Below are 13,448 nucleotides of genomic sequence, written 5' to 3' on the forward strand. Positions count from 1 at the left end.
GCGTCGTTGACGTAGTCCGCGCCCTGGTTGAGCCAGTGCCGGCGGCGCGGTCGGCCGCGCACGGCTCGGCCGGCGCCTTGAGACCGGTCTGCTGACGCCAGAACGCGATAGCCCCCCGCAGGGTGTCGCGCAGGTATTCCTTGGCGGAGTCCGGCCGCGTGGGGTCGGACAGCAGGCGCTGCGCCTCCGCGAGGCTGGCGTCCAGTTTGGTCGTCGCCGTCGCCCGCGGCACCATCCCGAGTTCCTCGGAGGTGGCGAGCGTGGCCTCGACCATCAACTCGCCCAGGCTGACCCCGAGATAGGGGGCGAGCCGCCGCAGATTCTGCACGCTCGGCTCGATGTCGCCGGACTGGTAACGAGAGATGAGCGAAGCGGAGACGCCCGTCGCCGCGGCCAATTCACCGTCGGAGGCGAAACCATGGGCCTCCATGAGGGCCCGGAGGTACCACCCGAAGGGTGTCTGCGGGTCACGGCGCTTCTTGCTCACATGCAAGATCCTACGCCCCAGGTCAGACGCTCGTCACGACAGCGTGACGTATTTCTTGCACGTGTGCAGGACATTTCGGGTTATCCCGGACTGGTATCACTCGAACGGTGGATATGATCCATGCATGCATGACTTTACTATGCATGCGTGCGTGAACACAAGAACGCTCTTCTGAGCCCGGTGGTGACGAGGTGACCTTGCGGAACATTCGTCACCCCGCACCCCGCACCGTCGATCACCCCTCCGGTTCCGGCCGCGTACGCGACCGGGCGGCCCAGCCCGATTCCGACGGCGACCCGTGGTCGCTGATCGAGCGGGCCCAACAGGGCGACCTCAGCGCATTCGGCGAGCTGTACGCGCGCTACAACGCCGAGGTCTTCCGCTACCTGTGGCAGCGTTGCGGCCACGTACAGCTGGCCCAGGACCTGGCCGGCGACGTCTGGGAACGGGCGTTGCGCGGCATCGGCCGGCTGAACTACCGCGGCGCGCCCCCATTGGCCTGGCTGATGACGATCGCCCGCAACCGGGCGATCGACCACTTCCGGTCGGGCCGATTCCGGATGGAGGTGCTCAGCGACGCGACCCGGGACATGGGTCAGATCGACGACTCCGCCGACATCGAGCAGATCGCCGTCACCCGCTTGGAGTCCGCCATCGTGCTCCAGGCGGTCCAGGAGTTGTCATCCGCCCAGCGACAGGCCATCACCCTGACCTACTTCGCCGGGCTGACCTGTCCCGAGGCGGCTGTCCGGATGGGCGTCACCGAGGACGCGGTGAAGGCGCTCAACATGCGCGCCCGCCGGACCATGGCCCGTCGGCTGAGCGTCGGCGTCGAACGCACCGCCCTGGCGAGGTGAGCGTCATGTTGCGTGCCATCGGACCGCTGATCGGCGGCGGGCCCCGGCCGGGGTGGGCGGTGATCCCGCCGCCGGACCGAGGCCCCTACCGGCAGGCGGTGCAACTGCCGGCCGGCGAGGTCAAAGCACTCCGTACGCACGGTGTCGCCGCCCTCGGCGACCTCTCGCCCAGCCGGGTCGTCGCGATCGCGCGGGCGGCTCGCGTACCCAATTTCCGCACCGCCCCGCGAAGGAGAACCCGGTGAGCTTGCATGACAACGTGACGGTCGGCCTGTTGTGCCTGTCCGGTGGTGCGGCCGCGCTGGTGACGGTGGTGACCACGTCGTTCGTCGTCCACATTCGTCACCGCGAGATCCGGCGGCAGGCCGAGCACATCCGGCGCTGGGCCGACGCGCGGCCCGAACGGCGGGCCCTGCCGACGCTGAACCCGCTGCCCGACGGCTTCGAGGAGGTGCCCGAGGCGCCGGTCGTGTACGCCTGGTGGACGCCGTCCAAGGAGGATCTGACCGAGACGGCCGTCCTGCCCCGGATGACCGACGACATCCTGACGGCCGAGGCTCTGCGGTTCGAGGTGACCCAGGTCCTGCAGACCATCCCGTGGCGTCCTGCCACGACCACGGTGCCGTCCCGGCGCGGTCACCTCGACGTCATCGAGGGGTACGCCCGCGCCGGGCGTCACCGGGCGGGACCCCGGTGACCCCACCCACCTCGACCGTCGCACCACCCGCTCCGGGCCGGCACCGCAGCCCTGAGCCGCCGTACAACCACCGCCGCGTCGCCATCCTGGTCGTCGCGGCGGTGGCGCTCGTCCTCGCGGCCGGGATCAGCGTGGCGGCGTTCGTCGCCGTCGCGTCCGATCCCGGTCCGCCGGCGGGTACCCATCGCTAGCCCGCCGTCAAGTGATCATGCCGTCGCGGAGTCGATCAGGGCGCTCGGGACACGACACGCCGATCGATCATGGCCGATAGTTCATGATCGCGCGGAAAGGCCACAGAGGAGAACGGAGCGCAGGGGGACGGTCGTCGCGAGCGCGACGACGAGGCCGCCGCCGGCGCGTACGTCGGTCAGGTGAATGTCCTCTGTGGGCCAGTCCGGTGCCACGCCGTCGGCGATCGCGAGCGGCCCGCGAGTGTCGAGGGCGTCGAAGCGTACGGCCAAGCCGTGTCCGGTCAGTTTGACGGCCGCCTCTTTGCGGGTCCACCGGCGTAAGAACCATCCCACTTGGTCCGGCGGCGGCACCTCGGCGAACTCGGCCCGCTCGGCGGCGGTGAGCGTACCGGTCAGGGAGTCGAGGTCGCGGGTGGTGGCCTCGTGCTCCAGGTCCACTCCGACCCGGCCCGCGCCCACGACGGCGAGCACGACCCATTCCCGCGTGTGGCTCACGGACAGGTCGATCGGCCCGGGGACGGTCGGGCGCCCGTGCGGGCCGCCGCACCGGCGACAGGTCCGGTCGATCGGCACCGCGTCCGGCGTCACGCCCAGATATCGCGCGGCCACCTCGCGCTGCGCGCTGCGGGAGGTGAGGAACGTCCGGCGGGCGTGCTCGGCCACGAACCGGTCCGCCTGGGCCCACTCCTCGTCGGAGATCCAATCGGAGATCCACCTGGTACGCCCAGCGACCGGAATGGGCCAGAGGTGACAGACCCCGGCCGGGGGAGCCGACGCGGCGCCCGGCACGGCAAGCTCGCCCCAGATCTCGTCCACGCGCTCACCCTAACCGTTGACGTCCTGACAAAATGCGCCTAGATTGTCAGCGTGTCAGAAGATCGCCGCGACCAGATCGTCACGGCCGCGCTGGAGGTGTTCGGACGCTACGGCTACCGCCGCAGTTCGATGGACCTGATCGCGCAGGCCGCCCGCATCTCCCGACCGGCCGTGTACCAGTACTTCCCCGGCAAGGAAGCCGTCTTCCGGGCGGTCGGGCAGAAGATCGCCGACGAGGTGCTCGCCGCGGCGGCCAGAGCGGGTGCGACCCGTTCCGGAGACGTCGCCGACCGGCTCACCGAGGCGCTGGCCCAGAAACTCGACCTGTTCGGCGGCGCCATCGGGGCCGGCTTCAAGGCCGAATTGTTCGCCGAGGCCGGGCAGCTCGCCGGGGACGTCATCGCGAGCTTCCACGACCGGTACGCCGACCTCGTGGAACGCGTCCTCGCCGAATCCGGTCTGCCGGGGCTCGGCCGCACGATCAGCCCGCGCGACGTGGCGCTGGTGCTGACCGACGCACTGCCCGGTATCGCCCAGGAGCCGGACGCCGAAACGGCTCGGCGTCGCCTGCGTCAACTCGTCGACCTCGTCGTCCGAGGTCTGTCCGCTTAGGAGTTCCCGTGGTATCGACGGTCTTGTTGAGTCTCCTCGCCGGGGTGTTCGGTGCGAACGGCGTACCGCACTTCGTCCGGGGGATCACGAAGAGCACCTATCCATCGGTGTTCGGCTATGGCCCTGTGGTCAACCTGCTCAGCGGCTGGATCATGTTCGTCCTCGCCGGCGTCGTGGCGTACGCCGCACACGTGGCCGACCATCCGGTCGCGGCCTTCGCCGCCGCGGCGACGGGCGTACTCCTGATGGGACTGTTCCACGCCGGAATCGGGGCATTCGGCCGTCGCCCGCCGGTCGACGTCAGCTCTTCACCCGGTAGGTGATCTGCACGAACTGACCGTTCTGGGCGGCCGAGACGAGTTCGAGCCGGTCGGGTCCGAGACGACGGGGGAGCAGCGGCTTGCCCGCGCCGAGGGTCGCCGGGGCCTGGCCGAGGATCAGCTCGTCCAGGAGACCGGCGTCGGCGAAGGCGCCGACCAGTTCACCCCCGCCGACGAGCCAGATGTTCTTCTGCCCGGCGGCCTGGCTCATCTGCTCGTGCACCGGGCGTACGTCGCCCTGGACGAACCGCAGATCCACGCCGGGGATCGGCGGCAGCTCGCGATGAGTGAAGACCCAGCAGGGAACGTCGGCGTAGTACGACTTCCACTTCTCGGGGTGATCGAGGAGGTCGTCGTGTGCGAGGACCCACTCGTAGGTCGTCGCGCCCATCGCGAACGCGCCGACCCCGGCGAAGAACTCGGCGAACCTGTTCTCGCCCTCCGCCACCGCGAACAGCCAGTCGAGCGAGTCGTCCGGATCGGCGATGAAGCCGTCGATCGTCGTCGCCGTGTAGTACTGCGTCTTCGGCATGCCCTCACTTTCGCACGCTGCGCGCGCGGACGTGCAACCGTTCGCCTTGGCGGCCGAAGAGGCTGAGCAGTTCCACCGGCCGGTCGGTGGCGCTGCCGAACCAGTGCGGCAGCCGGGTGTCGAACTCGGCCGCCTCGCCCGCGGGCAGCACGAGGTCGTGCTCGGCCAGGCAGAGCCGCGCGCGCCCGGACAGCACGTAGAGCCACTCGTAGCCCTCGTGCGTCTTCAGGTCCGGCTCCTCGCCCGGCGGCAGCACCAGCTTGTACGCCTGGAGCCCGCCCGGTTGCCGGGTCAGCGGGATCATGGTGCGGCCGCCCTGCCGGATGGGCGTGGGCCGGATCCGGGGATCGCCGACGGCCGGCGCACCGACCAGTTCGTCGAGCGGGACGTTGTGCGCCTGGGCGATCGGCAGCAGCAGTTCCAGGCTCGGCTTGCGCTGCCCCGTCTCCAGGCGTGACAGGGTGCTCTTGGAGATCCCGGTCGCCTCGGCGAGGGCGGACAGCGTCACCCCGCGCTTCTTGCGTACCTCTTGGAGACGGGGGCCGACCTGGGCCAGGGTCTTCGAGATCTCGTCCACCCGTCCATTGCAGCTCGACATCCCGGTTTCGGCAACAAAGGTTGTCGAGATCGCACGGGCCTCCGCACCATCGGAGGCGGAGGTGAGCGCGATGGACGCGTACGACGTGGTGGTGATCGGAGGCGGGGCGGCCGGGCTGAACGCCGCGCTGGTGCTGGGCCGGGCCCGCCGCCGGGTGGCGGTGGTGGACGCGGGCGAGCCCCGCAACGCTCCCGCCGCTCACATGCAGGGATTTCTCTCGCGGGACGGGATGCCCCCGGCCGAGCTGCTGACGGCGGGTCGAGCCGAGGTCGCGGGATACGGCGGGGAGGTCATCCCCGGCCGGGTAGCCGGGATCGACAGGGCTCACCGCGAGCCGGGCTTCACCGTGCGGCTCACAAACGGGGCAGCGCTGTCGGCCCGCCGCGTCCTGGTCGCGACCGGGCTGACCGACGAGCTCCCGGAACTGCCCGGCCTGCCGGAGGTGTGGGGCCGCGACGTCCTCCACTGCCCCTACTGCCACGGCTGGGAGGTACGCGATCAGGCGATCGGCGTACTGGCGACGGATGAGCGCGCGGTGCACCAGGCGTTGCTGGTCAAGCAGTGGAGCGACGACGTCGTTCTCTTCGCGCACGCGTACGCCCCGACGGCGGAGGATCGGCGGAAGCTCGACGCACGGAAGGTCGCCGTCGTCGAAGGACCGGCCGCCGGTCTCGCGATCGACGCCGGCCGGCTGCGGGGCGTGGAACTGCGCAGCGGCCGGATCGTGGAGCGGTCGGCCTTGTTCGTCGCGCCCCGCTTCGTCCCGATCGACGGGCTGCTTCGCGATCTGGGGTGCGCGGTCGAGAACGGGCTGGTCCAGGTCGACTCGTTCGGGCGTACCAGTGTGGCTGGGGTGTGGGCCGCGGGGAACGTGGTGCTGCCGATGGCCTCGGTGGTGATGGCGGCGGCCGCAGGGGCCGCGGCCGCCATGGTGATCAACGGGGATCTGGTGGAGGAGGAGGTCAGTGTGGCGCTCGCCGCCGGATGAGGCCGGCGGCGCGGCAAACCTCGGCGACGATCGCCTCGGCGTCGGCACTGCCCATGCGCGGGTTCACGACGCAGGCCCGCAGGGCGAAGACGCCGTTCACCGTGGTCCCGGCCAGGAAGGCCCGCCCGGAGCGCTGCACGTCGGTCAGCACCTCGCGGTTCTGCTCGTCGGTCAACCCGGCGCCGCGGAAGCAGACCACGCTCAGCCCGTGGGCGAGCAGTTCCAGCTCGGGGTCGGCGTCCACGGCCGCCGCGAGCCGCCCGGCGACCGCGATGTCCCGCGCGATCAGCCGCCGGTAGCCGTCGAGGCCGAGATGCCGCAGCTGCGCCCAGACCTTCAGCGCCCGGAACGGGCGGGTCTGGTCGAAGCCGAACTCGCTGAACCACGGCTCGTCGTCGGTACGCAGATACGGCGGGACGAGGCTGAACGCGTCCCGGGCGAGCCGGGCGTCGCGCAGCAGGACGAGGCCCACGTCGACCGGGGCGTACAGCCATTTGTGGGGATCGAGGGCGATGCTGTCCACTGCGGACAGAGCTGCCCGGACCGGTGCGTGGTCGTCGAGGAGCAGCACCGCCGGGCCGCCGTAGGACCCGTCGACGTGAAGCCACAGGTCGTGCTCGGCGCAGATCTCGGCGATCTCGGCCAGCGGGTCGATCGCGCCGGTGTTGACCGTTCCGGCGCTCGCCATCACGGCGACGGGGACGACGCCAGCCGCCTTGTCGGCCTCGACCTGCTGCCGCAGCAGGTCCGAGCGCATCCGGTGATCGGCGTCGGCGGGAATCAGGCGGATGTTCGCCGAGCCGATGCCGAGCAGCTCCGCGGCCTTGCGGGCGGACCCGTGGCCCTCGGTTCCCAAGTAGAGGACGAACGTCCGTCCGGCGAGGCCGTGCGCCCGGACGTCGAGGCCGTGGCGCTCGGCGGCGCGGTGCCGGGCGACCGCGAGCGCGGTGAGCGTCGCCATCGAACCGCCACTCACCAGGAGACCCATGCCGGTGTCGGGGAACCCCGCCAGCTCGCGGAAGACCCGGATCACCTCACGCTCGACGTGGACCGCCGCGTGGTCGCCCCCGGCGACGCTCGGGTTCAGGGTGGCGGCCAGCGCCTCGGCGTACGCGCCGAGCACGTGCGGCGGTGAGTTGACCCAGGCGGCGTACCGGGGATGACCGTTGCCGAACGGGTACGGCAGGACGCGTTCGGCGATCTCGTCCAGCACGTCGTCCAGCCCGACCGGGCCGCCGTCGGCCGGCGGAACCGTGGCCGCATAAGGCTGCCACACCGGTTTGCCCGGCAAGGTCGTCAGGTGGTCGGCGACGAGATCGGCGACGCGGTGGCCGATGCGGCGTACCTCGTCGGCGTCCCACTCCCAGGCGGCTGCGATCGGCTCGCCCGGCTCGCTCTGTGCGATCGGCTCGCTCATCGGACGTCCATGACCAGGTAGTAGACGCAGGGCTCGGCGCCGGGATTGGCGAACCCGTGGTGGCAGTCGCCGGCGTAGTAGACGCTGTCCCCGGCGTGCAGCTCGGTGACCTCGTCGTCCAGCGACAGGCGCAGCGTCCCGGACTCGACCGCGAGGTACTCCCGGGTGCCGGGTCCGTGCGGGGTGAAGACTCCGGCGTCCACGCCCGGCTCGATCACCGTACGCATGAACTCGAACTCGACGCCGGGCACCACCGGGCTGAGGATGCGGCGCTGCCAGCCGTCGGCCTGGGCGACGTCCTGCCTCTCGTGTCGCAGCAGGATCCGGCGCTCGGGGGACTCCGGCCGCAGCAGCCGGGCGACGCTCGTGCCCAGGCCGGTGGCGATGCGGTCGAGGACCAGCACGGTCGGCGTACGGCTGCCGCGTTCCACCTCGGACAGCATGCTCCGGCTGACGCCGCTGGCGGTGGCCAGCTCGTCCAGCGTGAGGTTACGAAGGCGGCGTTCCTCGCGGACGCGTACGCCCAAGTCGGCGATCATGGAATCCACTATAGCGGAATTCTGCTATAGTGGAATGGCTGAGCGGGCTCAGCGCTTGCCGAAGCGCAGCTTCCACGGCACGAGTGCCGATTCGAGCTGCACGCCGAGGCTCATCTTCGACGCGCCCTCGACCCGCTCCTCGAACCGGATCGGCACCTCCGCGATCCGCATCTTCCGGCTGACCACGCGATAGTTCATCTCGACCTGGAAGGCGTACCCGTTGCTCTGCACCGACGCGACGTCGATGGCCCGCAGGGTCTCGGCGCGCCAGGCCTTGAAGCCAGCGGTGGCGTCCTTGACGTGCAACTGCAGGATCGCGTTGACGTAGAAGTTGGCCCAGGCCGACAGCGCCTTGCGGTGCCAGGGCCATTCGCTGGCCGTAGCGCCGCCCGTGACGTAGCGGGAGCCGAGGACGACGGCCGCGTCCGTGGTCGCCAGCTTGTCGATCATCACTGGGATGGCAGTCACCGGGTGCGACAGGTCGGCGTCCATCTGCACCACGATGTCGGCGCCCTCGTCGAGCGCGCGCGTCATGCCGGCGACGTACGCCCGGCCGAGCCCGTCCTTGACCGTGCGGTGCAGCACGCCGACCGGGATCGGGGCCTCGACCGCGAGCTTCTCGGCGACCTCGCCGGTGCCGTCGGGGGAGTTGTCGTCGACCACCAGGACGTGCAGCTCGGGGAGGTTCAGGCCGGCGAGCAGGCTGACGAGCTTGGGCAGGTTGTCGCGCTCGTTGTACGTCGGCACGACGACAGTGATCTTGGGCGCGCTGGTCATGTCCACCTTCGTCTGGTCGGTCATCGCCGATGGGCGGCTGCTCTCGGACACCCGAGCGTACTATTCGCCCCGCCCGATCAAGTAAAGGTGCAGGTCGGCGGACGTGTCGCCCGGCCACCGTACCGTCGGCAGCCGGGCGATCCCGAGCGTCAGGCCGGCGTGCAGCTCACCGTTGGCGCAGAGTTCACGCTGTTGTTCCAGCTGGCGTTGAAGCCGAACCCGGCGGTGCCACCGGGAGCGACGGAGCCGTTGTAGCTCACGTTCTTCACCGTCGCCGTGCCACCGCTCTGGGTGAATGTCCCATTCCAGAGTTGCGTCACGATTTGGCCGTTAGGGAACACCAGCACGACCGTCCATCCGGTGAGGGCGACGGTCCCGGTGTTCGCGACGGTGACCTCGGCGCCGAAGCCGCCCGGCCACTGACTGGACACGCGGTAGGTCGCGGTGCACTTCTTCCCGCTGGACGCGGTCGGCGAAACACTGGCCGACGGCGACGTGCTCGCCGACGGTGACGTGCTCGCGGAAGGCGAGGTGCTGGCCGACGCCGACGCGCTCGCCGACGGCGACGACGTCGCACCGCCCAGCTGGGCGATCAGCGGCGGGTACCACTTGTCGGACATCTTCTGGTCGCCGGCCGAGTTCGGGTGGACGCCGTCGTAGGTGTCCGTCGCGGTGCTGAAGCCGGTCCACTGGTCCACCACGACGATCGGCGACTGGGCCGTCGTCTTCCCGGCCGCCCAGGCCGGAATCGCGGCGTTGAAGTCGATCGCCCGCTGGGCGCACTCGGTGCAGCTCGACGGGTTCATCGGGATGATCTTCGCGACCAGGATGCGCATCGAGGCGTTGCTCGCCCGCATCTGGTCGACCAGCGTGCTGAACGCGGCCAGGATGGTGGCGGGCGGGATGTTGCTCCAGACGTCGTTGGTGCCGAGGTGCATCAGGACGACGTCCGGCTGGGTCGCGCTGAGCCAGCCGGGGAGCAGGCTCTGGTTGGCGATGTTGGTGGCGAGATAGCCGCCGTGCCCTTCGTTGTCGCCGTCGTACGCCACTCCGCAGCCCTGCGGCGGCAGCGTTCCGACGAAGTCGATGTTGGTGTATCCGGTGGACTGCAGGCGATTCCACAGCAGCGCGCGCCAGCAGCCCGGTGAACCGGTGATGGAGTCGCCGAGCGGCATGACGCGTACCGGGGTGGCGGCCTGGGAGACGGCCGGATGCAGCAGCATCGCGGCGAGGAGCGCGACGAGCGCGGCCAGCGCGGCGGCGATCGCCGCGCGCGGGGCGGGTCGGGACATGCGGGTCCTTTCGCAGGGCACGCAGGGGCAGCCCGCTGCCCAGTGCGGTTGCACCTGCTTGACAGGTGTCGCCGGCGACGCCTCGAACCCGCTCCACTGAGGAGGCATCGCCGGAGGTTGATGTTAGCCGTCCGTGGCACGTGTGGGCAATTTCACCCTGACGCCCCCCGCCTGATGGCAACGTGAGCTGCGCGTTCTCAGGCCGTGGACCTTGCACCGACCCGCTTCACGATCGAGCGTGATTGACCTAACCTGTTGTAACTTTCGCGGAAGGGTCACCTTCGCGTGACAGACAGGAGCGGACATGGGTCAACGGCTCGGTGTGGTGGCGGAGGCGGACGCCGGGGAAACCCGGGTCGCCGCGACGCCGGCGACTGTGCGCCAGCTCGTGAACCTCGGCTACGAGGTCATGGTCGAGGCCGGAGCGGGCGCGCGCGCCAGCTTTCCCGATGACGCGTACGCCGAGGCGGGCGCGAAGATCGGCAGCCACGACGACTGCTGGCAGTCCGACATCGTGGTGAAGGTGAACGCCCCGTCCGAGACGGAGATCGCCGAACTGCGGGACGGTGCGACGCTGATCGGCCTGCTCAGCCCGGCATTGCGGCCGGAGCTGGTGGAGGCGCTCGCGGCCCGTCCGGTGACCGCGTTGGCGATGGACGCCGTGCCGCGGATCTCCCGGGCGCAGTCCATGGACGTGCTCAGCTCGATGGCCAACATCGCGGGCTACCGCGCGGTCGTCGAGGCCGCGCACGCCTTCGGGCGGTTCTTCGCCGGGCAGGTGACCGCCGCCGGCAAGGTTCCGCCCGCGAAAGTCCTCGTGGCCGGCGCCGGAGTCGCCGGCCTCGCTGCGATCGGGGCCGCCAAGAGCCTTGGCGCGATCGTGCGCGCGACCGACCCGCGACCAGAGGTCGCCGAGCAGGTCCGGTCGCTGGGCGGGGAGTTCCTCGAGGTCACCGTGGAGCAGGAGATCAGCTCGGACGGGTACGCGAAGGCGACCTCGGCCGACTACGACCGCCGCGCTGCCGAGATCTACGGTGAGCAGGCCGCCGAGGTCGACATCGTCATCACCACCGCGCTGATCCCCGGCCGTCCCGCGCCGAAGCTGCTCACCGAGGAGCACGTGGCGAGCATGAAGCCGGGCAGCGTCGTCGTCGACATGGCGGCGGCCCAGGGCGGCAACGTCGCCGGGACGAAGGCTGGCGAGGTCGTCGTGACCGAGAACGGCGTGACCATCATCGGCTACACCGACCTGCCGGGCCGGCTGCCCGCGCAGGCCTCCCAGCTGTACGGGACCAACCTCGTCAACCTGCTCAAGCTCGTGACGCCCGGCAAGGACGGCCAGTTCACCCTCGACTTCGACGACGTCGTGCAGCGGAACATGACGGTCGTGCGCGACGGTGAGAAGCTGTGGCCGCCGCCCCCGGTCCAGGTCTCGGCGGCCCCGGTCGCCGCGCCGGTGGCCGTGGTCGCGGCTCCCGAGAAGAAGCCTGTCTCGACCGGTCGCGTCTACACCCTCGTCGGGGTGGCGGCCGCCGCGCTGTTCCTGGTCACGGCATTCGCGCCGAACCAGCTGATCGGCAACTTCACCGTCTTCTCGCTCGCCGTCGTCATCGGGTACTACGTCGTCGGCAAGGTCCACCACGCGCTGCACACCCCGCTGATGTCGGTCACGAACGCGATCTCCGGCATCATCGTGGTCGGCGCGCTGCTCCAGATCGGCCAGGGTGACGCCGTCGTCACCGGGCTGTCGTTCGTCGCCGTCCTGCTGGCCAGCGTCAACATCCTCGGCGGCTTCGCCGTCACCCGGCGCATGCTGAGCATGTTCTCGAAGGGCTGATCGAGATGAATGCTGTCACCGCCGCGCAGGCGGCGTACATCGTCGCGGCGCTGCTCTTCGTGTTGAGCCTCGCCGGACTGTCCAAGCACGAGACGTCACGCAACGGCGTCGCGTTCGGCATCGCCGGGATGACCATCGCGCTCGTCGCCACCGTCGGCCTCGCCTCCCGCAGCATCAGCGCCATGGGCGTCGCGCTGCTGGCGGTCGCCCTGCTCGTCGGCGGCGGCCTCGGCATCTGGCGAGCCCGGGTCGTCGAGATGACCGGCATGCCTGAGCTGATCGCCGTGATGCACAGCTTCGTCGGCCTGGCCGCTGTCCTCGTCGGCTGGAACGGCTACCTCGGCGTCGAGTCCGGCGAGGGCCACGAGGGGATGACCGGCGCGCTGCTGCGCATCCACCACGGCGAGGTCTTCATCGGGGTGTTCATCGGCGCGGTCACCTTCACCGGCTCGATCGTGGCGTACCTCAAGCTGTCGGCCCGCATCAAGTCCGCGCCGCTCATGCTCCCGGCCCGCAACGTGCTCAATCTGGGCGCGCTGGTCGCGTTCGCGGTCCTCACCGTCGTCTTCGTGGTACGCCCGGACGTGTGGCTGCTGACCGCGGTGACCGTCCTCGCGCTCGCGCTCGGCTGGCACCTCGTCGCCTCCATCGGCGGCGGGGACATGCCGGTGGTGGTCTCGATGCTGAACAGTTACTCCGGCTGGGCCGCGGCCGCCTCGGGCTTCCTGCTCAACAACAACCTCCTGATCGTGACCGGGGCGCTGGTCGGCTCGTCGGGTGCGTACCTGTCCTACATCATGTGCCAGGCGATGAACCGCTCGTTCATCTCGGTGATCGCGGGCGGCTTCGGCGTCGAGGCGGCCACCGGCGGCGACGAGGATCTGGGGGAGTACCGCGAGACGAACGCCGAGGAGGTCGCCGAGCTGCTGCGTAACGCGTCCTCCGTGGTCATCACGCCTGGGTACGGCATGGCGGTGGCGCAGGCCCAGTACCCGATCGCGGAGCTGACCCGGATTCTGCGGTCGCACGGCGTCGAGGTGCGCTTCGGCATCCACCCGGTCGCCGGCCGCCTGCCCGGCCACATGAACGTGCTGCTCGCCGAGGCCCATGTCCCGTACGACATCGTGCTGGAGATGGACGAGATCAACGACGACCTCGCCGACACCACGGTGGTCCTCGTGATCGGCGCGAACGACACGGTCAACCCGGCCGCGGCCGACCCGGGCAGCCCGATCGCGGGGATGCCGGTGCTGCGGGTGTGGGAGGCGGCCAACGTCGTGGTCTTCAAGCGCTCGATGGCCACCGGGTACGCGGGCGTGCAGAACCCGCTGTTCTTCCGGGAGAACACGCAGATGCTGTTCGGCGATGCCAAGCAACGGGTCGACGACATCCTGCGCGCGCTCGCCCCGGCCGTCGGCGGCCAGCGGGAACCCGCCGAGGCGGTGCCCGCCGGGGCGCGCTGACACCGCATCCACCGGACACTGCATC

Annotated in this window: 17 protein-coding genes; 9 read left to right on the forward strand and 8 right to left on the reverse strand. The window is 70.5% G+C overall.

The window, feature by feature from the left end; all coding sequences use genetic code 11:
* Window positions 1–487 (reverse strand): helix-turn-helix transcriptional regulator (locus AB0M47_RS05865; protein ID WP_363409039.1); only part of this gene is annotated, 487 nt, incomplete at its 3' end.
* A 191-nt stretch (window positions 488–678) separates the two neighbouring features.
* Here AB0M47_RS05865 and AB0M47_RS05870 point away from each other — a divergent pair.
* From AB0M47_RS05870 to AB0M47_RS05885, 4 genes are read left to right on the forward strand one after another with little or no spacing between them, the layout of a single operon-like run.
* Entirely contained in the window at window positions 679–1,344 is a 666-nt protein-coding gene (locus AB0M47_RS05870) for a sigma-70 family RNA polymerase sigma factor (RefSeq protein ID WP_363409042.1), read from the forward strand.
* A gap of 5 nt (window positions 1,345–1,349) precedes the next feature.
* Window positions 1,350–1,589 (forward strand): hypothetical protein, encoded by a 240-nt coding sequence (locus tag AB0M47_RS05875; protein WP_363409045.1) that lies wholly within the window; start codon window positions 1,350–1,352, stop codon window positions 1,587–1,589.
* Entirely contained in the window at window positions 1,586–2,041 is a 456-nt protein-coding gene (locus AB0M47_RS05880; protein ID WP_253752754.1) for a hypothetical protein, read from the forward strand. Before AB0M47_RS05875 ends, AB0M47_RS05880 begins: the two co-directional genes overlap by 4 nt.
* Window positions 2,038–2,232 (forward strand): hypothetical protein, encoded by a 195-nt coding sequence (locus AB0M47_RS05885; RefSeq protein ID WP_363409048.1) that lies wholly within the window; start codon window positions 2,038–2,040, stop codon window positions 2,230–2,232. The genes AB0M47_RS05880 and AB0M47_RS05885 overlap by 4 nt, the downstream gene beginning before the upstream one ends.
* Window positions 2,233–2,313: 81 nt before the next feature.
* Here AB0M47_RS05885 and AB0M47_RS05890 read toward each other — a convergent pair whose 3' ends face one another.
* Window positions 2,314–3,048, reverse strand: a complete 735-nt coding sequence (locus tag AB0M47_RS05890; protein WP_363409051.1) for a 4'-phosphopantetheinyl transferase superfamily protein — start codon at window positions 3,046–3,048, stop codon at window positions 2,314–2,316.
* A 51-nt stretch (window positions 3,049–3,099) separates the two neighbouring features.
* On the opposite strand from AB0M47_RS05890, the gene AB0M47_RS05895 reads away from it, so the two are divergent.
* A complete protein-coding gene (locus AB0M47_RS05895; protein ID WP_363409054.1) occupies window positions 3,100–3,660 on the forward strand; it encodes a TetR/AcrR family transcriptional regulator in 561 nt (186 codons plus the stop codon).
* An 8-nt stretch (window positions 3,661–3,668) separates the two neighbouring features.
* Window positions 3,669–3,983, forward strand: coding sequence for a hypothetical protein (locus AB0M47_RS05900; protein WP_363409057.1), 315 nt, complete (start codon window positions 3,669–3,671; stop codon window positions 3,981–3,983).
* Here the strand turns inward: AB0M47_RS05900 and AB0M47_RS05905 are convergent.
* Window positions 3,961–4,512 carry a dihydrofolate reductase family protein gene (locus AB0M47_RS05905; RefSeq protein ID WP_363409060.1) on the reverse strand — a complete coding sequence of 184 codons (552 nt, stop codon included), beginning with the start codon at window positions 4,510–4,512 and terminating at the stop codon, window positions 3,961–3,963. The genes AB0M47_RS05900 and AB0M47_RS05905 overlap by 23 nt on opposite strands.
* Before the next feature lie 4 nt (window positions 4,513–4,516).
* The gene (locus AB0M47_RS05910; protein WP_363409063.1) at window positions 4,517–5,089 is read right to left on the reverse strand and encodes a helix-turn-helix transcriptional regulator; all 573 of its coding nucleotides are present in this window, start codon (window positions 5,087–5,089) and stop codon (window positions 4,517–4,519) included.
* A 91-nt stretch (window positions 5,090–5,180) separates the two neighbouring features.
* On the opposite strand from AB0M47_RS05910, the gene AB0M47_RS05915 reads away from it, so the two are divergent.
* Complete coding sequence (locus tag AB0M47_RS05915) at window positions 5,181–6,098, forward strand: NAD(P)/FAD-dependent oxidoreductase (protein ID WP_363409066.1); 918 nt, start codon at window positions 5,181–5,183, stop codon at window positions 6,096–6,098.
* Here the strand turns inward: AB0M47_RS05915 and AB0M47_RS05920 are convergent.
* The 4 genes from AB0M47_RS05920 to AB0M47_RS05935 form a co-directional block, all read right to left on the reverse strand.
* Window positions 6,073–7,515: an aminotransferase class V-fold PLP-dependent enzyme gene (locus AB0M47_RS05920; RefSeq protein ID WP_363409069.1), complete on the reverse strand. Its 1,443-nt coding sequence runs from the start codon at window positions 7,513–7,515 to the stop codon at window positions 6,073–6,075. The genes AB0M47_RS05915 and AB0M47_RS05920 overlap by 26 nt on opposite strands.
* Window positions 7,512–8,054: an XRE family transcriptional regulator gene (locus AB0M47_RS05925; protein WP_363409072.1), complete on the reverse strand. Its 543-nt coding sequence runs from the start codon at window positions 8,052–8,054 to the stop codon at window positions 7,512–7,514. The genes AB0M47_RS05920 and AB0M47_RS05925 overlap by 4 nt, the downstream gene beginning before the upstream one ends.
* 48 nt (window positions 8,055–8,102) lie before the next feature.
* Window positions 8,103–8,855 carry a polyprenol monophosphomannose synthase gene (locus AB0M47_RS05930; protein WP_363409411.1) on the reverse strand — a complete coding sequence of 251 codons (753 nt, stop codon included), beginning with the start codon at window positions 8,853–8,855 and terminating at the stop codon, window positions 8,103–8,105.
* Between the two features lie 125 nt (window positions 8,856–8,980).
* Window positions 8,981–10,123: a cellulose binding domain-containing protein gene (locus AB0M47_RS05935; protein ID WP_363409075.1), complete on the reverse strand. Its 1,143-nt coding sequence runs from the start codon at window positions 10,121–10,123 to the stop codon at window positions 8,981–8,983.
* Window positions 10,124–10,427: 304 nt separating this feature from the next.
* On the opposite strand from AB0M47_RS05935, the gene AB0M47_RS05940 reads away from it, so the two are divergent.
* Both AB0M47_RS05940 and pntB read left to right on the forward strand, forming a co-directional pair.
* Complete coding sequence (locus AB0M47_RS05940) at window positions 10,428–11,960, forward strand: Re/Si-specific NAD(P)(+) transhydrogenase subunit alpha (protein WP_363409078.1); 1,533 nt, start codon at window positions 10,428–10,430, stop codon at window positions 11,958–11,960.
* Between the two features lie 5 nt (window positions 11,961–11,965).
* Entirely contained in the window at window positions 11,966–13,423 is a 1,458-nt protein-coding gene (pntB, locus tag AB0M47_RS05945; protein WP_363409081.1) for a Re/Si-specific NAD(P)(+) transhydrogenase subunit beta, read from the forward strand.
* The last annotated feature ends 25 nt before the right edge of the window (window positions 13,424–13,448 follow it).

It is taken from the genome of Hamadaea sp. NPDC051192 (assembly GCF_040682475.1).
GTDB classification, from domain to species: domain Bacteria; phylum Actinomycetota; class Actinomycetes; order Mycobacteriales; family Micromonosporaceae; genus Hamadaea; species Hamadaea flava.